Raw genomic sequence first — 22,264 nt, 5'->3', positions numbered from 1 at the left:
CACGCGGCGGGTTCCCCTCGGTTCTACCCCCAATTCTTGTCGCACCAGCGGGCATGCGCCAGCACAACGCTCTAGGGGCGGGACGTCGTCGTGATTTAGGCGCGGAAGAGCCGCTGATTCGCAAATTCCACCGCACCCAAACGGCCCAGTTCGCGTCCAATTCCGGACTTCTTCACACCTCCGAAGGGGAGTTCCGCTTCGGAGCCTTCGGGACGGTTGATGGACACCATGCCCACCTCGAGGCTTTCACCGACCGCTTCGGCGCGCTCGGGGTCGCCCCCGAATACGGCGGCACCGAGCCCAAAAGCGGAGTCGTTGGCAAGGCGAATGCATTCTTCGTCGCTATTGGCCGAGTGGACCACCAACACCGGACCGAAGAGCTCCTCGTGGTACGCGTCCATCTCGGGCGTCACGCCGGTGAGCAGCGTCGGCGCGTAGTAGAAGCCTTCACGGTCCAGGCGGTGACCGCCCGTTTCCAGGGTGGCTCCTTGTTCCACGGCCCGGTCCACCTGGTCGGCGATTTTCTCTAGGGCGGCTTCGGAGGAGAGCGGCGCAAGACTCGTCTGTGCGTTCTGCGGATCGCCCGGGTGATAATTGTTCTCGAGGAGACGCTTGGCGGCGGCAACGAACGGAGCGAAGGCTTCCTCCATCACGATGAACCGCTTCGGCGAATTGCAGGCCTGGCCCATATTCTCCATGCGAGCCTCGACGGCAACTTCCGCGATCTCCTCGAGGTTTTCCTCATCCAAGATGATGAAGGGGTCCGATCCCCCGAGTTCCAGCACGACCTTCTTCACCTCTTCCCCGGCGACCGCAGCGACCTTCGAGCCGGCGCCTTCGCTGCCCGTCAAGGACACCCCGGCAATGCGTTCGTCTCTGATCAGGCCTTCGACGTCGTCGGTCATGGCCAACAGGGTTTGATACACATCCGGACCGAGGCTCGCGGAGGAGAGGACATCCGCGAAGGCGATCGCGGTGGCCGGCGTGGAGGGGGCGGGCTTAATCAACACGGAGTTTCCCAGCACCAGGTTTGGGGCCGCGAATCGAGCCAGCTGATACAGGGGGTAGTTCCAGGGCATGATGCCGAGGAGCACACCCATCGGGCGATACTGAACGACGTCGTTCTGGGTGGAATCCTCCACGGGACGGTCGGCGAGCATCTCGGGGCCTTTGGTGCCGTAGTACTCGAAGATTTGAGCCACGATCTCTACCTCGCCCAGGGCGTCTCGGTTCCGTTTGCCCATTTCTTGCGTGATCGTGGCGGCCAGCTCGTCGGCACGTTCCCGGAAGAGTTCCGCCGCCTTGACCAAAGCTGGTGCCCGCTCTTCCGGGGATACGTGGCGGGAGGCCTGAAACCCGTTGTGGAGGGTTTCTACGGCGAAGTCGATTTCGTCGCGCGTGGCGGCGTCGAATTCACGCGTGGTCTGGCCATTGGCGGGATTGATGGTCGCGTACATAAGCCTCCTCGGGAAAATATGGTTGCCCTCGACTCTTCCCGCTTTATGGCACCGATTCCACCAACGTTCACCATGAGAGATGCCCCTCGGACGCGAAAAGCCCCGCACCGAAGGGGTGCGGGGCTTTGCCGTGGGGTACCGATCATCCCTAGTTGGGGACGATGAGGCCCTTCGTCTGCTGACGAGCACGGTCGAAACGCGCCTGGGCATCGGCCCAGTTGGCGATGTTCCAGAAGGCCTTGACGTAGTCCGGCTTGACGTTCTGGTAGTCCAGGTAGAAGGCGTGCTCCCACATATCCAGCTGCAGGATCGGGGTCTGGCCCAGCGGAACGTTACCGGCCTGCTGATCGTAGAGCTGGAACAGGTTCAGGCGTTCTCCGATGGAGTCCCACGCGAGAACGGCCCAACCGGAACCCTGGACGCCCGTGGCAGTTGCGGTGAACTGCTTCTGGAAGGCGTCGAAGGAACCGAAGAAATCGTCGATGGCGGCGGCGAGTTCACCAGTGGGCTTGTCGCCTCCGTCCGGCGAAAGGTTGTTCCAGAAGATCGAGTGGTTGGTGTGACCACCCAGGTTGAAAGCAAGGTCCTTCTCGAGCTGGTTCACGTAGGTGAGATCGCCAGCCGACCGGGCTTCTTCCAGCTTCTGAAGCGCGGTGTTCGCACCCTTGACGTAGGTCGCGTGGTGCTTGTCGTGATGCAACTCCATGATGCGAGCCGAGATGTGGGGCTCAAGAGCTGCGTAGTCGTAGGGAAGATCCGGTAGTACGTACTGGTCAGCCATAACCATTCCTTTCGGTGATCCAGCTAATAGATCCGTTTCGACCTTAACACTGCGGTTCCAAGCGTTCCTAGGGGAACGTCATATCTTCCGCCGCCAGCGGAAGTCTTGACGACGTCGCCCGTGAACCTGGACAAAGTGCCTCACCGGCCACGGCGAATGAGCCGGTACCTACAGACGGTCGCGGAGGTACTCATAAAGATGTGCGTGGCCCGCCGCGTTGGGGTGCAAGCCGTCGCCGAGCAGGTCGGGACGGTCTTGGAGGGCCTCCCAAGCATCGATGAAATCCACGGTGCGCTCCTCGCACCAGGTGCGTTGCCGTTCCACGACATTGTGAACGGCGCGGACCGTCGATTGCATGCCGCCAACGGTCTTCCGCCGGGTTTCGTCGAGCCAGATGGGGCTCAACACGACCATGCGCGCACCCAATTCTCGACACGCTTCGTTCAGGGTATCTAGGGCTGCTTCCAGGTCCGGATTCGGCTGCGGGCCATCCAGGGGCCGGGCTACATCGTTGACGCCGGCCGCGATGAGCACGGTATCCGGACGTCGCCACGGCAATTCGCCGGGGAGCTGTTTCGCCAATTGGGTCAAGAAAATCCCGGGGATCGCGAGGTTGAACATCCGCCGGTCCGGGTATGAATAGAACTCGAGTTCCGTGGCGAGTCGATGCGCCCAACCGCCCTCAGGGTCGTGCTGGCCGTACGCGATGGAGTCACCGCCCAACACCACGCGTTGCGCCGCGGCGAGGGGGCGGGCAGGAACGTAGGCCCAGCAGTGAGTTCCATCCGCCAGGAGGACGTCCCGGCGGGCATAGTCGGCCACTTCGTATCGGTCGGCGGCCGCCAACTGATCGTCGTCGAGCTCCAGGACGACGCCGTCCACGGATTCCCCGATACTCCGGACGAGGCTGGGGTGCTGCTTGCTACCGCTCAGCTTCACGACGTCAGGATCGGTGATCGTCAACTGTTGGACGGAAAATCCCGGAAGATTCGCGGGCGACGTCGGCACCGTGCCGCCCCATAGGGAGCTCTGGACCGCTGGATTCTGAAGGGTCCCGTAGGAAAAAGTTTCTGCATGGAAGAAGGATATCCAGGTTCCGCCGAGGGCCGTAGAACCGCCAGTCATCACCATTCCGGGGCGGCCGCGTAGAGGTGTTCGGGACGTCCCGTGGAACCGTAGTGAAGGCTGACCGTCGCCGCTCGAGTGCCGGCCAGCTTGGCCAGGTGACGTTGCGCCGTCGCCCGAGAAATGCCCACGGCATCCGCAACGTCAACCGCCGAGAGCACCCCGTCGTGGGCCCGGAGACATTCGAGGACCTTCGCCGTGGTGGACGAGGGTGGCGCGGTGTTGTGTCGCCCGCTCGCACTCGAGGCATCGTGCAGGGCCCGGAGTGCTCGGTCGAGGTCTGCTTGAGAGAGTCGTTCCCTATCCCACATGCGGCGATACCTCGCGTACCGGCGCAGCACACCCTGAAGATAGGTCGCCTCGAACGGCTTGAAAATGTAGGTCAAGGCACCCGCCCTCAGAGCGGAGCGCACGACCGTAGCATCGTTCACCGCCGAGAGAAGGATGGCATCCACGTCGAATTCCCGCACCAAATCCACTCCCCGGCCATCGGGTAGTACGTGGTCGGCCAACAGAAGGTCCACGCCACCACCGGCCAGAACTTCCCTGGCCGAACGAAGGTCTCGGACCGGTTCGAGAACCTGAAATTCGGGAACCTCAGAAACATACTGACAATGCAGCTGCCCCACGTAGAGGTCGTCGTCGAGGACGAGGACGGTGATCATGGTATTTCCTCCAAAACGTCCGGTAATTCCACACCAAAGCTCGCTCCCCCGAACCGTTCGTCGTGACGGGCGAGCAGCCACACGCGACCTCCGTGCCGGCCGGCCACGCGTCGGCACAGAGCCAGGCCAATCCCTAGGCCGTGGCCATCTTCCTCGTGGTCCTCACCGGTCATGCCTTTCTCGAAAGCCTGGTCGCCGGCGGCTTCCGAGTCGATTCCCGCACCGGAATCCGTGACGACGGCGTGCAGATCGGCCCCATCGCTCATCAACTGCACCTCCACGACTCTCGACGCCCCCTCCGCACGAACCACGGCCCGCACCGCGTTATCCATGAGATTGCCGAGGATCAAGGTGACGTCCTCGGGTTCCCGAAGGCGCCCGAGGATCAGGGAATTCTCCGCAACCCGGAGGTCCACGCCGGACTCGGCGCTCGTCGTCCCCTTGGCCTCGATCAGGGCCCGCAGGTAGGGATCCTCCACGAGTTCGATTCCTTGGACCGGCGCACCGATAGGTCCGGTTCGGAGGATCTCGCCCAGATAGCTTTCGGCTTCGGCGTATGCCCCGGTTCCGACGAGACCCATCACCGTGTGCAGACGATTCGCGAATTCGTGGCGCTGTGTACGGAGGGCATCCGCCATCGTCGTGACGGACTCCAGCTGACGGGACATCATGAGCACTTGCGTTTCATCCCTCAACGTCACGACGCCTCCCACCGTCATCCCCTCACGGCGCACTCGAACCGCTGTGGCCAGGAGGATACGATCGGCCACCGCAACCCGGCGTCGCACGCTGACCTCGTCCCCTTCTCTCACGTCCTGCTCCAGGACGTCGACCACCATGCCCTGGATCGCGTGGGGGACGACGACGTCCTCGGTCGCGCCCTCCTGCCCCAAGAGCCGTCGCGCCGTCTGGTTGGTGAGGGTCAGGCGGCCTTCTGGGGAGAAGCCGAGGACGCCGTCGTCGAGTCCTCGAAGCACCGCTTCCTGGTGCTGAGTCATCTCCGCAAGTTCTTCCGGGCCGATGCCGAGGGTCTGGCGCCGGAGCCGGCGACCAAGTGCGACCGAGGCGGCCACTCCCACCGCGAGCGCGACGGCCACTAGACCCCCAATGGCCAAGACCTCTCGCCGGACGTCCGCACCCACCGCCGACGTTTTGATGCCGACCGACACTTCGCCGACCACGGTCCCGTCCCCCGTGGCCGAATAAACCGGGACCTTCGCCCGAACCGTCTCCCCGAGGGTGCCGGCTTGGTGGGTAATCTCCTCGTGCCCTGCCAAGGCGGCGTCTGGTGAAGTGGACACCTTTTTACCGATGAGTGACGGCTCCGGGTGGGCCAGGCGGAGTCCGTGATCGTCCGTGACCACCACGAAGTCGACCTTATTGGCGGCGCCCGTTTTCAGAGCGAGCTTTTGAACTGGGGCCTGACGTGCGGATTGGGGGTCGATGCCTTGCGTGCTGGCGTCGGTCGCGGCTTGTACCACCACGTCGTCCGTGGAGAGCGTGCGGGCTATGGCGAGCGCTTGAGTCTCGGTGGTGTCCGTGACGTTACGGATTCCCAGCCAGGCAAAGATCCCGGCCGCCAACGTGAGCACGACGATGATCACGGCCAGCTGGCTCGTGAGGACGCGGCGCGAGAAGGAATCCGATGGGCGGGACATGCACAAAGCCTACGGTTTACAAGAGTTTGAGCAAAATGCGCATAAGGCGCGAAACGATCAGAACGGGATCAGTGAGCACAAGGGGGCGAAGAACTCTCACGATTCCCTAGGGTGTATCCCACATCACATCACTCTTCAAAGGAGAAGCCTGTGTTAGTCCTTCTCGGATTCGCCATGATCCTGGTCTTCATGGTGCTGATCATGACCAAGAAGCTGTCGCCCGTCTTGGCACTCATTTTGATCCCCACGATCTTCGGCCTCTTCGCCGGCGCGGGGCTCGGGATCGGCGACATGGTCATGGACGCCATCGAGTCCATGTCATCCACCGCGGCACTCTTGCTGTTCGCGATCATCTACTTCGGCATCATGATCGACGTCGGCCTCTTCGACAAACTCGTCGAGGTGATCCTTCGATTCTGCGGCAACGACCCCGTCAAGGTCGTTTTTGGTACCGCGCTGCTGACCGGCGCGGTCTCCTTGGACGGCGACGGCTCGACCACCTTCATTGTGGTCACCGCCGCTATGTTGCCGATCTACCAGCGGCTGCAAATGTCGCCGGTGGTTCTCACCTGCGTTGCCGGACTCATCAACGGAACGTTGAACATCGTCCCGTGGGGCGGGCCTACGGCGCGCGCTGCCTCTGCCTTGCACGTGGACGCGAACTCGATCTTTGCCCCCATGGTCCCGTCACTCATCGCCGGCCTGATCGTCGCCTTGGTCTTCTCCTACATGCTCGGTCGTTCCGAACGGCGTCGTCTCGCGGCCAAGGGCGTGGCGTGGGTTAACGCGCCGTCCTCGGATTCCGAAAAGACCGGCGAGTCCGGCAAGCGCGGCGGCTCATTGGCGGCATCCGTGGCCGCACGCACTGAAGGTCCCGACGCCGCCGCGGCACCGCACGCACTGAAGGTCCCGACGCCGCCGCGGCACGCTCCACGGGCGAAGGCGCCCAGGCCGCTGGCCCAGCGACTCAGGCTCTGGTCATCAACCAGTTCGAAGACGAGGGCAAGACCACCTCCGCCTTGACGGACACGGCCCTGGACCCCAACCGCGAGACGCTGCGCCCGCACCTGTTCTGGTTCAACTTCATCTTGACGATCGCGATCATGGTTCTGTTGATCGTCGACATCCTGCCCCTTCCGTACCTGTTCATGATTGGCACGGTCTTGGCTCTCTTGGTCAACTTCCGTGGCGTCAAGGAGCAGCAGGAAGAGCTCGCGTCGCACGCAACCTCCGTGATTTCCGTGGTCGCGATGGTCATGGCCGCGGGCGTTCTCACCGGCGTCATGAGCGGCACCGGAATGGTCGACGACATGGCCTCCTGGCTCGTGGACATCATCCCCTCGTCGATGGGTCCGTACATGGCCGTGATCACCGGCGTGCTCTCCATCCCGATGACGTTCTTCATGAGCAATGACGCCTTCTACTTCGGCATCTTGCCCGTCCTCGCCGAAACCGCCAGCCACTACGGCATTCCGGCAACGGATATGGCACGCGCATCGATCACCGGCCAGCCGGTCCACCTGCAGTCCCCGCTGGTCCCGGCCATCTTGCTGCTGGTTTCGCTATCCGGCGTCGAGCTGGGCGACCACCACAAGAAGGTTCTGTGGCGTGCGCTGATCGTGTCCCTGGTCATGCTCGTGGTGGGCATGCTGGTGGGCGTGATCGCCTTCGGCTAATGCCGATCTGGCAGGCTCAGGAATCGCAACTCGCAGAAGGGTAAACATCATGTCCGACTTCTATTCCAAGCCGGTACGCCGAGGCGCGGAGCCCTCCTTGAGAGTCTCCTCTTCCCAGGCGATCGACCGGGCCTCCCGAAGCATCGTCGTCGGGTATCGCACCGATGCGAGCCCGCGGGTTCTCCAGGAGGCGATCGCAGCGGCCGAGCGGGCCAAGGCGGCGTTGCGCGTGGTCGTGTACGCGACCGACAACACCGCGGGACCGGCAGCCGGCAGGATCGATCAGGTCAAGGAAATCTCGCTACAGATCATCGAGGCCGGTCTGGAATTCGAAATCCAGCGGGCCGGGGACGACGTCGCGGAGCAAGTTTTGGGCCTGGCGGAGGAACACCACGCTTCCTTGATCGTCTTGGCGACGCGACGACGTTCCCCCGTGATGAAGCTGTTCCTTGGATCGAGCGCACAACGGGTCATCCTTGAGGCGGAGTGCCCCGTTCTGACGGTCAAATAGCCTCTCGACGCGGCGCGCCGGCGGTTCAGAGCGTCCAGCTCTCCCGCCGGTACGCCGCGTCCCAAAACATCTCCTCGTAGCGTGACGCATCCAGAAAGACGTCCCGCATCCGCTCACGGACCTTTTCGGTGGCACCTTCCGCTGCTTGTTCCACGAGATCAATGGCGCGTTGAGTGGCTTCGGCGAACTCCGGATCGTCGTACTCCTGCACCCAACGGCCATAAGGGTGCCCGGCGATGGCGCTCGCCCGGGCCGCGAGCTCGCGGCCCACTTGCGCGTAAATCCAAAAACACGGGAGGACCGCCGCGGCTCCCACCTCGTAGGGTTCGTACGCGCAAGCTGCGAGCAAGGTGTACATGTAGCCACGCGTCGTCGCCGAGGGGACCTCGGGAAGGTCGATATTCTTCAGCCGTTCATCGGCCAAGAGCTGCTCGTGCAGCACCTTTTCCTCGGCAACCGCCGTACTCGCAGATCCGGCCCAAAACTCGGCGGCTTCGCCAGACGGCGCACGGGAGGCCAGCACCGCCATCGCCCGCGAGTAATTCGCCAGGTAGAACTCGTCCTGCTGGATGTAATGCGCAAAGGTGTGAGGGTCCAGAGTCCCCTCGGCCAATTCGTTGAGGAACGCGAGGCCGCGGACCCGCGCCATGATCTCCGATGCATCGCTCCACAGCTTCCCGGTGAAGGGTCCGGTGCGCCACGTCGTCTCGTTCATCATCTGCTCCACTCTTTGGCTGCTCATCATATTTCGGGGGCGAAATGGTTGACCGGTCCATGCCCACGGTCAGGGGTGCGGGAGATTTCCCAGCCGGCACCCTCCCGTAACGCCCTGGTGAGGTAGGTTTTCGCGCGCCGCACGGCCTCGACGAGGGCGTCGTCGTCCACCGGGCGTAGGGCATCGGACTGCTCGGGGACCGTATCGGCGCCTGAACTTTCCACATTCGGGGCGGCTTCCTCAAGACCGGACGCTGTACGCGGGTCCACGGGCATCGCATGCCGGGCGGCATAGGCGGCGATCGCCGACGACAACGTACACCCCGTTCCATGCGTATTGCGGGTCTCGATGCGTGGAGAGGTGAATTCCCGAATCACCGGCTCCGAGACCCGGGCCCGACCACCGGGAGCCCAGCTCGGATTCATCGCCAAGACGTCCACGGCCTGAGCGTCCGCGAGATGCCCACCCTTGAGGAGAATCGCCCGAGGCCCCAGCGCGAGCAATTCGATGGCCTGTTCACGCACGGCGGCGAGGGAGGTGGCGACGTCGTCGGGCCGCCCCAGCAGACGCGCCCCTTCGGGGAGGTTCGGGGTGATGACGTCCGCCAACGGCACGAGTTCATCGCGCAAGGCGGCGTCGGCATCGGGGGCCAGAAGGGGGTCGCCGCTGGTCGCAACCATCACGGGATCCAGCACGACGACGCCGAAATCGCGGCGACGAGATGCGATCATCCGTGCGAGATGTCGAACGGTCTCGGCCGAACCCAACATCCCGATCTTGGTGGCGTCCACGGGAAGATCGTCAATCACCGATTCAACTTGGGAGACCACGACCTCCGCGTCGATACCATGCACACTCTGCACGCCGAGAGTGTTCTGGCTGGTCAAGGAGGTGGTGCAGGCGCAACCATACGCTCCCACAGCGGCGAAGGTCTTGAGATCCGCTAGGGTCCCAGCCCCACCCGAGGGGTCAGATCCAGCGATCGAGAGAGCAATCGGCGGGCGCATCAGCGGAGGTCCTTTCGATCAAGGGTGTTCTGCGAGAGGCGGAGGAGTTCTGAGGCTGCCCTCCGGGGATCATCCGCCGACGCGATGGCCGAGACCACGCACAGACCATCTGCCGGCACCCCGGCCAATGAACCAGCCGTGTGGGCATTGACGCCGCCGATCACCACGCTGGCCATTCCGCCGCCCCGGGCAATCCGCGCGCATTCGGCGACTCCTTCCGGTCCGAGTGGTTTCGCGGCGTCCGTTTTGGTGGGTGTGGCCCAGGCGGGCCCGATTCCCACGAGATCCGCGTGCCCGGAGTCCACAGCTGCCCGCGCCTGTTCGGGGGTCGACACCGACAGCCCGATCATCGCGGACTCCCCCAGCGTTTCTCGGGCTCGTTCGGCTGCGGCGTCGGATTGACCCACGTGAACGTCGAGGCCGAGGTCTGCGGCAATGGAGAGTCGGTCGTTGACCACCGTGCGGGCTGTGCGACCGGAATCTTGGTTGGCCTGCGCCACGGCCCGGGCACAGGCGCTCGCCAGCTGGGCGAAGGCGCCGTCGTCGAGGTGCTTATCCCGAACCTGCACCACCCCGACGCCGCCCATCACGGCCTCGTAGACTACGCCCGGAACTTTTTCGAGGCCGCCACAGAGTGTGGTGTCCGTGACGAAATACAGGGAGAGATCCACTCCTGAGGGGATCATGCCGCGTCCTCCAGCCCGACCACCTGCGCGATCTCTTCCGGAGACAGCGCATGCAGGGCATCCAACCACCGAACGTGAAAGGACCCGGGGCCCTCGGCGGATCGGCCGGCCACCGTGCCCGCCGCCCCTAGGTGGGCGTGAGCGGCCACGACGGCGTCGTGGTCCGACATACCGGATGAACGCGCAGCGCCGAGATACGCGGCGACGGCGGCACCCAGCGAACAACCGGTGCCAATCACGAGCGGCATCAGGGAATGCCCGCTGGTCAAACGGGTCACACGACCGGATGAGGCAATGAGGTCGCGCTCCCCCGAAACGGCGACCACGCCGCCAGTCCGCCGTGCGAGAGCTTCGGCGGCTTCGCGCGCTGACTCCACGGACTCGGTCGAGTCAACGCCGCGTCCGCCCTGCCCCAATCCCGCGAGGGCCACGACTTCGCTCGCATTGCCACGGATCGCGGTGGGCTTCAGGTCGAGGAGTTCCCGGGCCAGCTCCGTGCGTTGCGGAAGGCCCCCGACGGCGACGGGGTCCAGAACCCACGGGACACCCTGTGCGTTGGCGGTGGCGACGGCGGCACGGATGGCGTCCGTCTGTTCCTCCGAGATGGTGCCGACGTTCACAAGAAGACCGTTCGCGATGCCGGCAAACACGCGAGCTTCTTCCGGGTGCTCGACCATCGCGGGGGAAGCTCCGGCCGCCAGCAAGACGTTCGCGGTGATCTCCTTGACCACGGAATTGGTCAGGCAATGCACCAGCGGCGCAGTTGCGCGCACCTCCTGGGCACACTCAACAATGGCGGCGGTCTGTGAGCGATGCTGTGGTGAATCTGTCACGGTGACGATCCCTTCGCTAGTTCTGGCTAGATCAGGTTCCAAGGGTGTGTTCTCAGCCCGGCAGGGCACCCCTTGTCACTGGTGTGAACGCCCCTTTGCGTCACGTATTCACTCTAACGCCACACTCTTGCCCGGCCCCTGAGGCCTCCTTCGATATGAAGCTCCATTGGGGACAACCCACTCTTCGAACATGGTTATCCACAGCGCTTCTCCACAATGTGGAGAACTTACATGGCTGTGACTCCTCTCGATGTGATTTCACGACCCTGGCCCTCGGGAAGAATGCCGACGCTCGTTCCTTCGTTGAAATGACGGCGCTCGCCCGCCGGTACTGTGTCGCTCTCAGGCTCACCGTGTCGAGCCGTTCAGGGACATTCGCCGTCAGAACTACCCACTTTTCCCCACCTGTGGATAACTTTGTGCACACCAGGTGGACACGCTCGACACGTTATCCCCAGCCCCTGTGGATCACCAGATGTGGAGGCACACGTCGTCCACCCCAGGACTTCCCCAGAAAATCAAGGGTGTCGCCGTCGAAGCCCGAATTCTCCGCTCGCTCAGACCGCCGTTATCCACAGAAGTTATCCCCACCTGTGGGCAAGTTACACACGCGTAGTTCGATGATCCGCAGAACGAGACGCACCCTGGAAATGGCCTGATCGCCGGGGCCCTCCCCGTGCGTGAAGCCCGTTTGTAGGACAGATATTCGAGTTGTACACACCGTTATGCACACCTGTGGATAACTTTCTCCACCGCTTGTGTAGATCTCGCCCATAACCGTCCGTCATGGACCGATGCCGATGGCCAATCCACCCTCGCGCAGCCTGTGCTCTCCACTTAGCATCGAGATATGTCCACTCTGAGCGACCAGTTGAGTTCCCTACCGTCCTTCCCCAAGCCCTTGCCGACCCTCGACCCGGATCACGTGCCCTCAGATCCACACCAGTTGTTTTCTGAGTGGTTCCAAGAAGCCATCGCCTCGGGGCAACGGCAGCCCCATGCCATGACCTTCACGACGGTCGATAACGACGGCACCCCCGTGGGTCGAACCCTCATCGTCAAGGACATTGACGATCGCGGCTTCCACTTCTCCACCCATCGCACGTCCCGCAAGGGGCAGCAGCTCGATGCGGACCCACGCGCGTCCATGATCTTCTTCTGGCGCGAGTCGGGACGGCAGGTGCGTGTCACCGGCGTCGTCCACCCCCTCAGCCGGGAAGAGTCGGAACGAGATTGGGAAGGACGCCCGAGTTACGACGGATCGCCCAATCCGGACTGGCAGCTCTACGCCCTGGAGCCGCGGGAGGTGGAATTCATGCAGGCCCGCGAAGACCGAAACCATACGCGCATCGAATACCGCCGTGAGGATCACCACTGGCAACACGGCGTGGTCACCACCCCAGCTGGCTGAGACGCCCAGTCGTTGAGCCGCCGAGGAATCGCCGCCCCCTCACTTCACTGACAGACCCGTGACCAGGCACGACGGCTATGCTGTGGCGTCATGAACATCGAATTGCGTCACCTCCGAGCTCTCGAAGCCGTGGGCGAGCATCGATCTTTCACCCAAGCTGCTCGGGTACTGCACATCACCCAACCCGCGCTCAGTCGAACCATCCAACAGCTCGAAACGCGGCTCGGTGTGACTCTGATGGTCCGCACCTCTCGCTCGGTCCGCCTCACTGCACCGGGCGAGGTGCTGCTCCAGAGATCTCGCAAAATCCTGCGGGACGTCCAGGCCGCGCTGGCTGAGGTGTCCCGGGAACCAGAATTTCGCGTCGGCTTCCCTTGGGCCTTGCCGGACCCGTGGTTTTCCCGGACCACGGCGCAATTCGAGGCGTCCACGGGCGTTGGCCTGCGGCTCTCGCGGCGAGACGACATTCACGCCGCGCTTCTGGACAAGGCCGTCGACGTCGCTCTGAGTCGCCGTGACATCTCCTCAGAGGAGGTCGAATGCGTCGAGCTCGCCGGAGAAGTCCGCGTCGCGGCCGTGAGCACCCGGAGCCCCCTCGCGCACCGCACGTCGATCTCATGGAACGAGCTCGGCCAATACCCGCTCGTGGTCAACACGGTCAATGGAAACACCCGGCCGACGCTGTGGGATGACCCTCATCGCCCACGCACCATCCTCGAATGTCATAACTACGACGAGTGGGCCGCCTTGGTGGCTTCAGGACGGGGCGTGGGCGCCACGCCCCGATCCGCGATGGCGTCGCACGGTCATACCGGCGTCGTGTCCATTCCGCTCGACGACGCGCCGCCCGTCCCGCTGTGCCTCGCGTGGCTCCGCGGCGAGGAGAACCCGCTGGTCCGTGCGTTCCACACGGCCGCCGTCGCTCATCTGCCCGAACGCCCCCGTCCGGAAGATTCGTTCAAAGTTTCACGTGGCCCTATCAACCGAGCCGATATCGGAATAGTCTGAAAGCCCAACGGCAGGCGCTCCCGCCGGTCGGCGAGTGTAAGGATCTTGGTCATGACCATCACCCCCAATATCTGGTCGAACGGCCGCGCGGATGAAACCGCCGAATTTTACGCGAAGGCCTTTCGCGACGTCGAGATCACGTCCCGACAGACCTACCCCACCGAAGGACTCCTCGACTTTCAACGGCCGATGGCCGGCAAGACTCTCACGGTGAGTCTGCGAATCCATGACCTCCCGCTCACTCTCATCAACGCCGGTGACGAATTCCGCCCCACGCCCGCGGCGGGATTCATGATCAACTTCGACCCTTCGCGCATCGACGACGCGGCGGACTACCTCCAGGAGGTCCACGCTGTGTTGTCCGAGGGCGGACGCGAACTCATGCCTCTGGGGGAATATCCCTTCTCCCCGCAATACGCCTGGGTTGAGGACCAATACGGCGTGAGCTGGCAATTGATCCTGACCAACCCCGAGGGCGAACCGCGACCGTTCCTTATGCCGGCCCTGATGTTTTGTGGCCCCGCCCAAAATCGCGCGGCCGAAGCCACCGCCGAATACCTCCAGCTCTTTCCGGGGTCGGTCATGGGCAACCGCGCTGAATATCCCGAGCCCACCGGTCCGGCGAAACAAGGCTCCGTCATGTTCTCGGATTTCCGCCTCGGTGACGCGGAGACTGGCACGTGGTTCACCGCAATGGATTCGGGTGTGGACCAGGACTTCACCTTCACCGAGGGATTCTCGCTGATGGTGGAAGCTCCCGACCAGCAAGAAATCGACCGCCTGTGGGATACCTTGAGCGCCCACCCCGACGCCGTCGCGTGCGGTTGGTGCAAGGATCAGTTTGGGCTGAGCTGGCAAGTCGTTCCCGAAAACCTGGGGGAACTCATGTCACGCCCCCACGCCTACGAACATCTGATGTCGATGGGGAAAATCCAGATCTCTGACTTTTAGGTGTCGGCTTGGCGGCGTCCCGACCGCGCACGGCGGGCTCGTGAGGCCGCGGCAAACTCTGCCCGGGTGTCGGCGGAGCCGTCCGCCGTCCGGCGCTTCCACAGATCGACGATGCTTCGACCGGTACCGAGCCGGGCCACGACGTCGGGCACACGCGACATCGGATACAACGCCAGCCCCAGGAGGACCGCGATGGCATGCCCCCGAGCCGTGAATCCGGTCCCCTCAATCGCCCCATACACCAGCACCACGGCCAGCGCGGCGCCGAGGACCCACCGCGTCCACCCGCGCAGGCGGTAGAACAACAGGGCCGCGAGCGACATGAATCCGTAGCTCGCGCCGGTGTCCTCGACATTCCACAGCCGTTCCGAAAAATGGAAATAGCGGATGTGAATCCACACGTCGAGGGCGGCACCCGCCGTGGACACAACATGCCCCACCGCGAAAACCGCGATGGTGCGAGCTGTACCCAGCCACCGTTCGGCCGGGGCCAACAACAGTCCGAAGAGCGCTACCCACGTGAGCAACTCGGCGCTCGACACGAAGAAGGCGCTACGCACTAACGCGCGAATCGGGTTGGTGGTCAAATGCTGAAGGTTCGTGGACTGACCCTTGAGAAAATCATCCCGGGCGAATTCCGGCATTCCCAGGAGTACCCATGTGGTGATGATCAAGATGAACATGTAGATATATGTGGCCGGCGCGCTGGTGATATACCACCGCACGTATCCACTATGACGACGCCACAGATTCGCGATGGGCCGGGTCAGGCGCCAATCGTTAGCCAGGGAAACGATCACAAACACGATCAGGATCGCGGTGGCCATACGGATCAGGGTCAGAAGCATGCTCCGAATATTAGTCGCACGAGAAGCGACTCAGCGGACGACGCCGCAGGTCAGGCGAAGATTCCCCATCCTCGTCGGTTTTCTAGGCCACCGGCAATCGCGAAACGTCCAGGCCCCAACAGGAAGACTGCGAGGCTCGCCAGCGCGAGCACGAGCGGGAATTCATAGCCGCCTCCGGAGGAAAAGAAACCGTGAGAACCGTGCGCAAAATAAATGGCACCGAACATGTCCACGGCGAGGACCAGACCCGCGATGCGAGAAAGCAGGCCCACGATCAGCGCAATCCCGCCGGCCAATTCGGCGTATGCCGCCATGGTCGCGGCAATCTCGGGTGAAGGAATTCCCATCTGCTGAAAATTCGATGCCGTGCCGTCAATCGTCCACTCATTGATTTTCTGCAAACCGTGCATCAGGAATACGACGCCGAGACCGACGCGGAGGAGGAGCAAACCCAGCGGGGCTGACAGGGAAGAGGTGTTGGAGTAACTCATCATCACATCACTTTACGGATAAAGTTTTGGCTCGTGAACCGGGAGGATCGCCTCCGACCTTACATCCCCTTACCCGAGGTCCAGTCCTGAGCGGCCTGAACGGTGGAGACTTTCTCGTCCCCACTCACGCGGTCATTCAGGTGGATCAGGTCTTGGGTCGTCAATGTCCGAGAAACCTTGTTGATGACCTCTCGCGCCGCTTCGGGTACCTGATCGCTGCGGATCAGTGGAATGACCTGCTGCGCGATGAAGTTGTTCTTGGGATCGTCGAGCACCACCAGATGGTTCTTTTCGATCGCGGGAGTGGTGGTGAAGATGTCTGCCACCTGCACCTGGTCATCGAGGAGAGCTTTGACGGTCAGGGGGCCGCCGGCGTCGTTAATGGGCGAAAACTTCTGGGGAACGCAGCCGTACTTATCCTTCAAACCCGGTAGGCCATATGCGCGTTCTTGGAATTCCGGGGGCCCGGCCAGGGTGATGTTCGAGCAGACCGAACCTAGGTCCGTGAGGGAGGAGAGCCCATACTTCTTGGCAGTGGACTGGGTGACCACCAGCGCATCCTTATCCTCGGCGGGCGACGCCTCCATGACTTCCAAGCCCTGAGGCACCACGGATTTGAGCCCGGCCATGATGTCCTCGGCCGTGCTGGCCGTGGACTTGGCGTCGAAGTACTGCAACAGGTTGCCGGAATAGTCCGGGACGAGGCTCACGCTGCCCTGCTGGATGGCACCGATGTAGGCTTCCCGCGCGCCGATGGCCGGGTCGGTCTCGGCCTTGTGCCCGGCGTTATTGAGGGCGGCCGCGTAGATTTCGGCGATGATTTGGGATTCCACGAAATCGGCGGAGCCCACCACAATGGTTCCCCGGCCCTTCGCGGGTCCCAACGCGTTTTCGCCGGACAGCCCACAGCCCGTCATCGTCAGAACGGATGCAGCGGCCGCGAGCCCCAAGGCCCGACGTCGTGAGGTGGTCGCGTGTGAATGCCTCATGATTCCTCTTTCACCAAGCCCGGGGAGGTCAACAAGCGCTGGATGAAGGCCAGAACACCGTCGATGACCAGTGCAAGCACCGCCGCGAGAAGCATCGAAGCGACCATGCGCGAGTAATCTCGCACCGCCAGGCCGTCGATCAAGAATCGCCCCAGACCACCCAGGTCGATGTAGGCCATGACCGTTACCGTGGCCACCACTTGCAGGGCCGCGTTTCGAATGCCGCTAAACAACACGGGCACGGCGTTGGGGATTTCTACTTGGGTGAGAATCTGCCATTCCTTCAGGCCTTGGGCCCGGGCGGCGTCGACCACGCTGGGGTCCACCGCGGCGACGGCCGTATAGGCGTTCGCGAGCATGGGCGCGACGGCCAGAATCACCAGAGCCAAGACGGGCGCGGTCAGACCGATGCCGATCCATAACGCAAAAAGCGTGAGCAGCCCCAGAGTGGGCAGGGACCTCAGCGCCCCGGCAATACCGATCACCAGGTTGCCGCCTCGCCGCGTATGCCCCAGCCAGAGGCCAAGAGGAATCGAGATAACAGCGGCGATGCCCAATACCAAGCCCGAATACGCCAGGTGCTCGCCCACCCGGGCCCAGATGCCGGTCGCTCCCGTCCAGGACCCCGGGGTGCCGAACCAGTTCCACGTTTCTTGGACGACGTTCATACCTTCACCTGCCAACGCGTTGCGGCCGCGGCGGACCAGGCCACCAAGCGGTCCAGGATGATCGCCATCAACGCGATCAGCACAATCCCGACCACAATTTCGGTCGTGAAATCACGCCGCAAACCATCGGTGAAGAGCGTGCCCAGTGACTGGATGCCAATCACCGCACCCACGGAAACCATCGAAATATTCGAGACGAGAGCGACCCGCAGCCCGGCGGCCATTACGGGAATAGAGAGCGGCAACTCGACGGCCCAAAACCGACGAGCGGGGCGGTAACCCATCGACGTCGCGGCGTCGAGAACGGCCACGTCCACGGACTCGAAGGCATCCACGCAGGTTCGGACCATCATCGCCACCACATAGAGACTCAACGCGATCATCACGTTCGTCAAGGACGTGATCGCGGTGCCCAGAATCAGCGGCAACAGCACAAAGAGGGCCAACGAGGGAATCGTGTACAGCAGGGAGGCCAGGTTCACGACGACGCCGCGCCGCACCTTGCCGGCTCGCGAGCCGAGTCCTCCCGGCCCCTTCGAACCGCGCGCCCTCCGCACGGCGGAGAATTTGGCGATCGGAATCGAAATGATCGTCCCGATGATCACGGGCACAACGGACTGCAGCAGGTGCAGCCACGTCAATTCGCCCACGTAGGAGAGGTTATGGAAGAGCCACGTCACGAACCGACCCCGTAACGGCTCAGGCGTTCGCGAGTCGTGGCGTCCATGACGTCGTCCGAGGAGAGCACCCCGAGAGCGACGCCGTCGTCGTCCACGGCCACGCCCCAGCCGGATGGCGAGGACAACACGGAGTCGAGGGCCTCCCGGAGGCTCTGACCTCGCGTGAAGAGGCTTCCCCCGGGGACGTGCCGGTCGGCGATCCGCCATCCTCTCGGGTGACCCGCGTCGTCGAGAACCAATTCCCATTCGCCCCAGGGGCGATCAGGAGAATCCAGCGGATGGATCGGGAGGTCATCGGATGCGGCGAAGGTCAGGCGGCGGGTTCCGCGGTCGTGGCCGACAAAGGAGGCGACGAAGTCATTGGCGGGCTGCCGGAGGATCTCCTCCGGGCTGCCGAATTGTTCGATCTTGCCCCCGGTCCCGAAGACCGCGACGCGGTGCCCCAAGGTCACGGCCTCGTCGATATCGTGGGTCACGAAGACGATGGTCCGCTTGAGGGTTTCGTGCAATCGAACCAATTCGCGTTGCAGATCGGCGCGAACCACGGGGTCCACGGCAGAGAAGGGCTCGTCCATCAACAGGATCGGGGAATCCGCCGCGAGCGCTCGGGCCACTCCCACCCGTTGGGCCTGACCGCCGGAAAGTTGTGCCGGATACCGCTTGCTGAGCCCCCGGTCCAGGCCAACGGTGTCCATGAGTTCGAGCGCATTGTGGCGCGAGGTGCGGGCCGAGACGCCGTTGAGGCGAGGCACCGTGGCGATATTGTCCGCGACCGTACGGTGCGGCATCAGGCCGGACTGCTGCATCACGTATCCCATAGATCGACGCAGCTGAAAGGCTGGCTCGTCCCTGTGGTCCCGCCCCTGAATCAGGATGCGCCCCTCGCTCGGTTCGACCATCCGGTTGATCATGCGGAGGGAGGTGGTTTTGCCGCAGCCCGAGGGCCCCACGAAGACGGTAATGAGCCCGTCCGGGATCTCGAGGTTGAGATTCTCGACGGCCGTGACGGCGTCATATCGCTTGCTGACATCGACAAATTCGATGGCAGTCGCGTTTTCAGATTCCATGGTGGTCCCTCCATTGGACTTCTTCGACCACACTATGCCACGTCCACATGCACCGAGAGGCCTGCGTGTTCCATACTGGTACGGCAGATCCCCGCCCTGAGAGCGTAGGGGTACCGATTCCAGGAGGCTGAATGTCTGAGTCGACACCGCCCAAGTATCGCGTCGTCGAACGTCAGCTCAGGGCACGGATCGACCGCCTGGACGACGGCGCATTATTACCTACTGAGACGCAGATGTGCCGCGAATACGGCGTCTCACGCATCACGATGCGTCGCGCGATCGACGAGGTGGCCCGCGACGGCCTCGTCACCCGGCATCGAGGGCACGGCACCAAGGTCAATCGGCCCGAGCCTGAACCCGTCGATCACCGCGTTGAGCAGGGTGAACACTTCGACAGCACGTTCACCGGGTTTTTTGGGCAGCTCACCGGATTCGGGCATCACGTCCATTCCGATGTCTTGGAGTTGAGGCCGGTGCGCGCGAATATCGCCGTGGCCCGCGCGCTAGGCGTTGAACCCCACACCGAGGTGCTTCACATGAGCCGACGTCGCTACGTTGACGGGAGCGTGCACCAGCTTTCACGAACGTGGTTTCTGATCGGACAGTTTCCCGGAATCGAGGACGAGGATTTCAGCGAGCAGTCCCTCTATGGTTACCTCGAAAAACGTCATGGGGTGACCATTGCGAAACAGAATCTCAGCGTCGCGCAGGTTGTGCCGTCCCGCGACGATGCGCGTCTCCTGGGGATCACGGATCAGAGGCCTCGCTTGTCCCTGTCCATTACGGCCCTGACGAGTGACGGAGATAGTTTCCTCTACGGAGAGTCGATCTTCGTCTCTCACGATGCCCACATCTATTTCACGGCGACGGGACAAACCCCTCAGGGCTCATAAGCGAAGGCCGTCAGGCCCTGGGTTGAGCGCCCTTGGCGAGCTGTGCCGCAACGATGGCCGACGGACGGCCTCCCAACAACGCCTCGCCGATGCCTGCCAGCTGCGTGACCTGACGTTTAGTGAGTCGATTAAAAACGGCCGCACGAACCTGTGCCACGTGCCCCGGGGCGGCTGCGACGACGGTGTCAATGCCTGGCTGACGCAGGTGACAGATGCTGACGCGCCGGTCGAGTTCGGAGGTGGTCCGCTCCACGAGGCCGTTTTCCTCCAGCCGCTTGACCACGCGGGAGAGCCGTGCCAGCCGGGTATTCGTTTGCGTCGAGAGCTCGGTCATCGTCAGCTGACGATCCGGTGCTTCCGAAAGCATTGCTAAGACCATGTATTCGACGAACCCGAGGTCGGCATCGCGCTGGAGTTGATTCTCGAGTTGTCCGGGTAGCTGAAACATGATGGCCGAAAGGCACAACCACGCTTCCCGTTCTTCGGGTGAGAGCCACTGGGGCTCGGGCTGACTCTTGGGCACGTGCTACACCGAACCCTTCCCGCTGGACGATACTGCGCCGGCCCTCGGCCAGCATGACACGGCTATTATGCCTTACGTCATGCTTCACCCCATGGCACGCCCGCGCTCTCACTTGGGCATTCAACGGTTTGGCGGCATGGATCGCCCGGTGATCCGCGACATGGACGTGTGCTACGAAAGCACGTAACATGGGGCGCTCTGGTGTGCCGGGAAGTCTGGTCGGCAAGCGCAGGATGCGCTTCTGCAACGCCGATGTGTGCCGTCTCGGCCCGTCGGTCCCCGATCCACAGGAGACCCCATGTCACACCGTGCACTCACCCCCATTCAACGTCTCGGCACCGCCCTGCGCTCGGAATCCATGGGTGGAATCATTCTTCTGGTCGCGACGGTCGCGGCCCTCGTCGTCGCCAATTCCGAAGCTTCGTCCTGGTACTTTGCCGTCCGCGACCAACATCTCGGGATTCATCTCGGGTCGCTCAACCTCGACTTAAGCGTGGGCCATTGGGCCTCTGACGGATTGCTGGCCGTCTTCTTCTTCCTCATCGGCCTGGAGCTGAAGAAGGAATTTACCGTGGGGGACCTCCGCGACCCTCGAACGGCCGTCGTCCCCGTCGCCGCGGCGGTCGGTGGCGTCGCGCTTCCGGCCATCATCTTTGCCCTCGTCAATGCGGCTTCCGGCGGCGAGACGATGGGTGGCTGGGCGATCCCCACGGCTACCGATATCGCCTTCGCTGTGGCAGTTCTCGCCGTCGTGGGCCGGAGTTTGCCAGCCGCCGTGCGCACCTTTCTCCTGACGCTGGCTGTGGTGGACGACCTCATCGCGATCACGATCATCGCCCTGTTCTATTCCGAAGGGTTGAACCTCGGCCTTCTGGCCTTGGCCGTTGTGCCGCTGGCCCTCTACGCGCTGGCGGCCCGACGCTGGGAGAAGCTCTTTCACTCGTCCTCCGTGGCTGCCTGGTTGATCTTGCTGCCGCTCGGCGTCCTCACCTGGGCTCTATTCCTCGGATCGGGCATCCACGCGACGATCGCCGGAGTGCTCCTCGGATTTTGCGTTCCGGTACAGAAGGGCCCACGCACGCCCGCCGCCAGCGATCACGGCCTCTCCGAGATCCTCGAGCATCGCCTGCGTCCCCTCTCTGCGAGCGTCTGCGTTCCCGTCTTCGCGTTCTTTTCGGCGGGAGTCACCGTCGGCGGTTTTGATGGGTTGACCAAGGCGCTGGGAAGCCCCGTGGGGATCGGCATCGTCGTCGGGCTCCTCCTGGGCAAGTGCCTAGGGATCACCGGCGCGACGTGGCTCGTCACGCGGTTCCGCGGCCCTAGCCTCGACCCAACGATCGCGTGGTGGGACCTCATCGGGCTGTCGGTTCTGGCAGGCATCGGATTCACCGTCTCACTCTTGATTTCCGAACTGAGTTTCGCCGCGGGTTCCCCGTTTGGCGACACGGCCAAGGTTGCCATTCTCACCGGATCCGCACTGGCTGCGGTACTCGGAGGCACCTTACTCTCGGCCCGGAATTATCGGTACCGCCGGGTACATACCTCTCATCATGGGCAGTCCTCTCCTGTGGAAAAGTCCGCATAGCAGGTCAACGTTGAGGTCTGAGACCGTAGAATCGAC

At 63.3% G+C, this 22,264-nt stretch carries 22 protein-coding genes, 1 pseudogene and 1 riboswitch; of the genes and pseudogenes, 7 read left to right on the top strand and 16 right to left on the bottom strand.

Annotated elements, in window-relative coordinates:
- Window positions 1–95: 95 nt before the first annotated feature.
- From B9Y51_RS01365 to B9Y51_RS01345, 5 genes are all read right to left on the bottom strand, one after another.
- Window positions 96–1,457, bottom strand: coding sequence for an aldehyde dehydrogenase family protein (locus B9Y51_RS01365; RefSeq protein WP_085528530.1), 1,362 nt, complete (start codon window positions 1,455–1,457; stop codon window positions 96–98).
- 148 nt (window positions 1,458–1,605) lie between these two features.
- Window positions 1,606–2,238 carry a superoxide dismutase gene (locus tag B9Y51_RS01360; protein WP_048682171.1) on the bottom strand — a complete coding sequence of 211 codons (633 nt, stop codon included), beginning with the start codon at window positions 2,236–2,238 and terminating at the stop codon, window positions 1,606–1,608.
- A 168-nt stretch (window positions 2,239–2,406) separates the two neighbouring features.
- Entirely contained in the window at window positions 2,407–3,363 is a 957-nt protein-coding gene (locus B9Y51_RS01355) for a GDSL-type esterase/lipase family protein (protein ID WP_085528529.1), read from the bottom strand.
- A complete protein-coding gene (locus B9Y51_RS01350; protein WP_048682178.1) occupies window positions 3,363–4,028 on the bottom strand; it encodes a response regulator in 666 nt (221 codons plus the stop codon). Before B9Y51_RS01350 ends, B9Y51_RS01355 begins: the two co-directional genes overlap by 1 nt.
- Window positions 4,025–5,686, bottom strand: a complete 1,662-nt coding sequence (locus B9Y51_RS01345; RefSeq protein ID WP_085528528.1) for a sensor histidine kinase — start codon at window positions 5,684–5,686, stop codon at window positions 4,025–4,027. Before B9Y51_RS01345 ends, B9Y51_RS01350 begins: the two co-directional genes overlap by 4 nt.
- 150 nt (window positions 5,687–5,836) lie before the next feature.
- Here B9Y51_RS01345 and B9Y51_RS01340 point away from each other — a divergent pair.
- A pseudogene (locus tag B9Y51_RS01340) lies at window positions 5,837–7,362 on the top strand (CitMHS family transporter).
- Window positions 7,363–7,411: 49 nt separating this feature from the next.
- On the top strand, window positions 7,412–7,873 hold the full coding sequence (locus tag B9Y51_RS01335; RefSeq protein ID WP_048682186.1) for a universal stress protein: 462 nt from the start codon (window positions 7,412–7,414) through the stop codon (window positions 7,871–7,873).
- A 25-nt stretch (window positions 7,874–7,898) separates the two neighbouring features.
- On the opposite strand, the gene B9Y51_RS01330 is transcribed toward B9Y51_RS01335, so the two are convergent.
- From B9Y51_RS01330 to thiM, 4 genes are all read right to left on the bottom strand, one after another.
- The gene (locus B9Y51_RS01330) at window positions 7,899–8,591 is read right to left on the bottom strand and encodes a TenA family protein (RefSeq protein ID WP_218189190.1); all 693 of its coding nucleotides are present in this window, start codon (window positions 8,589–8,591) and stop codon (window positions 7,899–7,901) included.
- Between the two features lie 23 nt (window positions 8,592–8,614).
- The gene (thiD, locus tag B9Y51_RS01325) at window positions 8,615–9,595 is read right to left on the bottom strand and encodes a bifunctional hydroxymethylpyrimidine kinase/phosphomethylpyrimidine kinase (protein ID WP_085528527.1); all 981 of its coding nucleotides are present in this window, start codon (window positions 9,593–9,595) and stop codon (window positions 8,615–8,617) included.
- A complete protein-coding gene (gene thiE, locus B9Y51_RS01320) occupies window positions 9,595–10,281 on the bottom strand; it encodes a thiamine phosphate synthase (protein WP_085528526.1) in 687 nt (228 codons plus the stop codon). The genes thiD and thiE overlap by 1 nt, the downstream gene beginning before the upstream one ends.
- Window positions 10,278–11,114, bottom strand: coding sequence for a hydroxyethylthiazole kinase (thiM, locus tag B9Y51_RS01315; RefSeq protein WP_085528564.1), 837 nt, complete (start codon window positions 11,112–11,114; stop codon window positions 10,278–10,280). The genes thiE and thiM overlap by 4 nt, the downstream gene beginning before the upstream one ends.
- Window positions 11,105–11,197: riboswitch (TPP riboswitch) on the bottom strand. It overlaps the preceding gene by 10 nt.
- Window positions 11,198–11,964: 767 nt before the next feature.
- Here thiM and B9Y51_RS01310 point away from each other — a divergent pair.
- From B9Y51_RS01310 to B9Y51_RS01300, 3 genes are all read left to right on the top strand, one after another.
- On the top strand, window positions 11,965–12,525 hold the full coding sequence (locus B9Y51_RS01310) for a pyridoxine/pyridoxamine 5'-phosphate oxidase (protein ID WP_048682200.1): 561 nt from the start codon (window positions 11,965–11,967) through the stop codon (window positions 12,523–12,525).
- A gap of 90 nt (window positions 12,526–12,615) precedes the next feature.
- A complete protein-coding gene (locus B9Y51_RS01305; RefSeq protein ID WP_085528525.1) occupies window positions 12,616–13,533 on the top strand; it encodes a LysR family transcriptional regulator in 918 nt (305 codons plus the stop codon).
- A gap of 51 nt (window positions 13,534–13,584) precedes the next feature.
- A complete protein-coding gene (locus B9Y51_RS01300) occupies window positions 13,585–14,484 on the top strand; it encodes a VOC family protein (RefSeq protein ID WP_085528524.1) in 900 nt (299 codons plus the stop codon).
- On the opposite strand, the gene B9Y51_RS01295 is transcribed toward B9Y51_RS01300, so the two are convergent.
- Genes B9Y51_RS01295 through B9Y51_RS01270 form a run of 6 tightly spaced genes read right to left on the bottom strand, consistent with a single transcriptional unit; the run spans window position 14,481 to window position 19,227 of the window.
- Entirely contained in the window at window positions 14,481–15,332 is an 852-nt protein-coding gene (locus B9Y51_RS01295; RefSeq protein WP_085528523.1) for a rhomboid-like protein, read from the bottom strand. The genes B9Y51_RS01300 and B9Y51_RS01295 overlap by 4 nt on opposite strands.
- 50 nt (window positions 15,333–15,382) lie before the next feature.
- On the bottom strand, window positions 15,383–15,826 hold the full coding sequence (locus B9Y51_RS01290) for a DoxX family protein (RefSeq protein WP_238651079.1): 444 nt from the start codon (window positions 15,824–15,826) through the stop codon (window positions 15,383–15,385).
- A gap of 56 nt (window positions 15,827–15,882) precedes the next feature.
- Entirely contained in the window at window positions 15,883–16,812 is a 930-nt protein-coding gene (locus B9Y51_RS01285; RefSeq protein WP_048682208.1) for an ABC transporter substrate-binding protein, read from the bottom strand.
- On the bottom strand, window positions 16,809–17,480 hold the full coding sequence (locus B9Y51_RS01280; RefSeq protein WP_085528522.1) for an ABC transporter permease: 672 nt from the start codon (window positions 17,478–17,480) through the stop codon (window positions 16,809–16,811). The genes B9Y51_RS01285 and B9Y51_RS01280 overlap by 4 nt, the downstream gene beginning before the upstream one ends.
- The gene (locus B9Y51_RS01275; protein ID WP_085528521.1) at window positions 17,477–18,160 is read right to left on the bottom strand and encodes an ABC transporter permease; all 684 of its coding nucleotides are present in this window, start codon (window positions 18,158–18,160) and stop codon (window positions 17,477–17,479) included. The genes B9Y51_RS01280 and B9Y51_RS01275 overlap by 4 nt, the downstream gene beginning before the upstream one ends.
- Window positions 18,157–19,227, bottom strand: coding sequence for an ABC transporter ATP-binding protein (locus B9Y51_RS01270; protein ID WP_085528520.1), 1,071 nt, complete (start codon window positions 19,225–19,227; stop codon window positions 18,157–18,159). Before B9Y51_RS01270 ends, B9Y51_RS01275 begins: the two co-directional genes overlap by 4 nt.
- Window positions 19,228–19,358: 131 nt before the next feature.
- On the opposite strand from B9Y51_RS01270, the gene B9Y51_RS01265 reads away from it, so the two are divergent.
- Window positions 19,359–20,120, top strand: a complete 762-nt coding sequence (locus tag B9Y51_RS01265; protein WP_085528519.1) for a GntR family transcriptional regulator — start codon at window positions 19,359–19,361, stop codon at window positions 20,118–20,120.
- A gap of 10 nt (window positions 20,121–20,130) precedes the next feature.
- On the opposite strand, the gene B9Y51_RS01260 is transcribed toward B9Y51_RS01265, so the two are convergent.
- Window positions 20,131–20,643, bottom strand: coding sequence for a MarR family winged helix-turn-helix transcriptional regulator (locus B9Y51_RS01260; RefSeq protein WP_048682222.1), 513 nt, complete (start codon window positions 20,641–20,643; stop codon window positions 20,131–20,133).
- 298 nt (window positions 20,644–20,941) lie between these two features.
- Between B9Y51_RS01260 and nhaA the strand changes: the two genes are divergently transcribed.
- Window positions 20,942–22,228 (top strand): Na+/H+ antiporter NhaA, encoded by a 1,287-nt coding sequence (gene nhaA / locus B9Y51_RS01255; protein WP_085528518.1) that lies wholly within the window; start codon window positions 20,942–20,944, stop codon window positions 22,226–22,228.
- The last annotated feature ends 36 nt before the right edge of the window (window positions 22,229–22,264 follow it).

This window comes from Kocuria massiliensis (genome assembly GCF_900169715.1).
GTDB classification, from domain to species: Bacteria; Actinomycetota; Actinomycetes; order Actinomycetales; family Micrococcaceae; genus Rothia; species Rothia massiliensis.
Note: the sequence above shows the minus strand (reverse complement) of the source record. Positions and strands in the feature narration are given on the sequence as shown.

Coding starts and splice junctions, on each gene's coding strand:
- B9Y51_RS01365 (WP_085528530.1), bottom strand. CDS start 1,457: ATGTACGCGACCATCAATCCCGCCAATGGCCAGACCACGCGTGAATTC.
- B9Y51_RS01360 (WP_048682171.1), bottom strand. CDS start 2,238: ATGGCTGACCAGTACGTACTACCGGATCTTCCCTACGACTACGCAGCT.
- B9Y51_RS01355 (WP_085528529.1), bottom strand. CDS start 3,363: ATGACTGGCGGTTCTACGGCCCTCGGCGGAACCTGGATATCCTTCTTC.
- B9Y51_RS01350 (WP_048682178.1), bottom strand. CDS start 4,028: ATGATCACCGTCCTCGTCCTCGACGACGACCTCTACGTGGGGCAGCTG.
- B9Y51_RS01345 (WP_085528528.1), bottom strand. CDS start 5,686: ATGTCCCGCCCATCGGATTCCTTCTCGCGCCGCGTCCTCACGAGCCAG.
- B9Y51_RS01335 (WP_048682186.1), top strand. CDS start 7,412: ATGTCCGACTTCTATTCCAAGCCGGTACGCCGAGGCGCGGAGCCCTCC.
- B9Y51_RS01330 (WP_218189190.1), bottom strand. CDS start 8,591: ATGATGAACGAGACGACGTGGCGCACCGGACCCTTCACCGGGAAGCTG.
- thiD (WP_085528527.1), bottom strand. CDS start 9,595: ATGCGCCCGCCGATTGCTCTCTCGATCGCTGGATCTGACCCCTCGGGT.
- thiE (WP_085528526.1), bottom strand. CDS start 10,281: ATGATCCCCTCAGGAGTGGATCTCTCCCTGTATTTCGTCACGGACACC.
- B9Y51_RS01310 (WP_048682200.1), top strand. CDS start 11,965: ATGTCCACTCTGAGCGACCAGTTGAGTTCCCTACCGTCCTTCCCCAAG.
- B9Y51_RS01305 (WP_085528525.1), top strand. CDS start 12,616: ATGAACATCGAATTGCGTCACCTCCGAGCTCTCGAAGCCGTGGGCGAG.
- B9Y51_RS01300 (WP_085528524.1), top strand. CDS start 13,585: ATGACCATCACCCCCAATATCTGGTCGAACGGCCGCGCGGATGAAACC.
- B9Y51_RS01295 (WP_085528523.1), bottom strand. CDS start 15,332: ATGCTTCTGACCCTGATCCGTATGGCCACCGCGATCCTGATCGTGTTT.
- B9Y51_RS01290 (WP_238651079.1), bottom strand. CDS start 15,826: ATGATGAGTTACTCCAACACCTCTTCCCTGTCAGCCCCGCTGGGTTTG.
- B9Y51_RS01285 (WP_048682208.1), bottom strand. CDS start 16,812: ATGAGGCATTCACACGCGACCACCTCACGACGTCGGGCCTTGGGGCTC.
- B9Y51_RS01280 (WP_085528522.1), bottom strand. CDS start 17,480: ATGAACGTCGTCCAAGAAACGTGGAACTGGTTCGGCACCCCGGGGTCC.
- B9Y51_RS01270 (WP_085528520.1), bottom strand. CDS start 19,227: ATGGAATCTGAAAACGCGACTGCCATCGAATTTGTCGATGTCAGCAAG.
- B9Y51_RS01265 (WP_085528519.1), top strand. CDS start 19,359: ATGTCTGAGTCGACACCGCCCAAGTATCGCGTCGTCGAACGTCAGCTC.
- nhaA (WP_085528518.1), top strand. CDS start 20,942: ATGTCACACCGTGCACTCACCCCCATTCAACGTCTCGGCACCGCCCTG.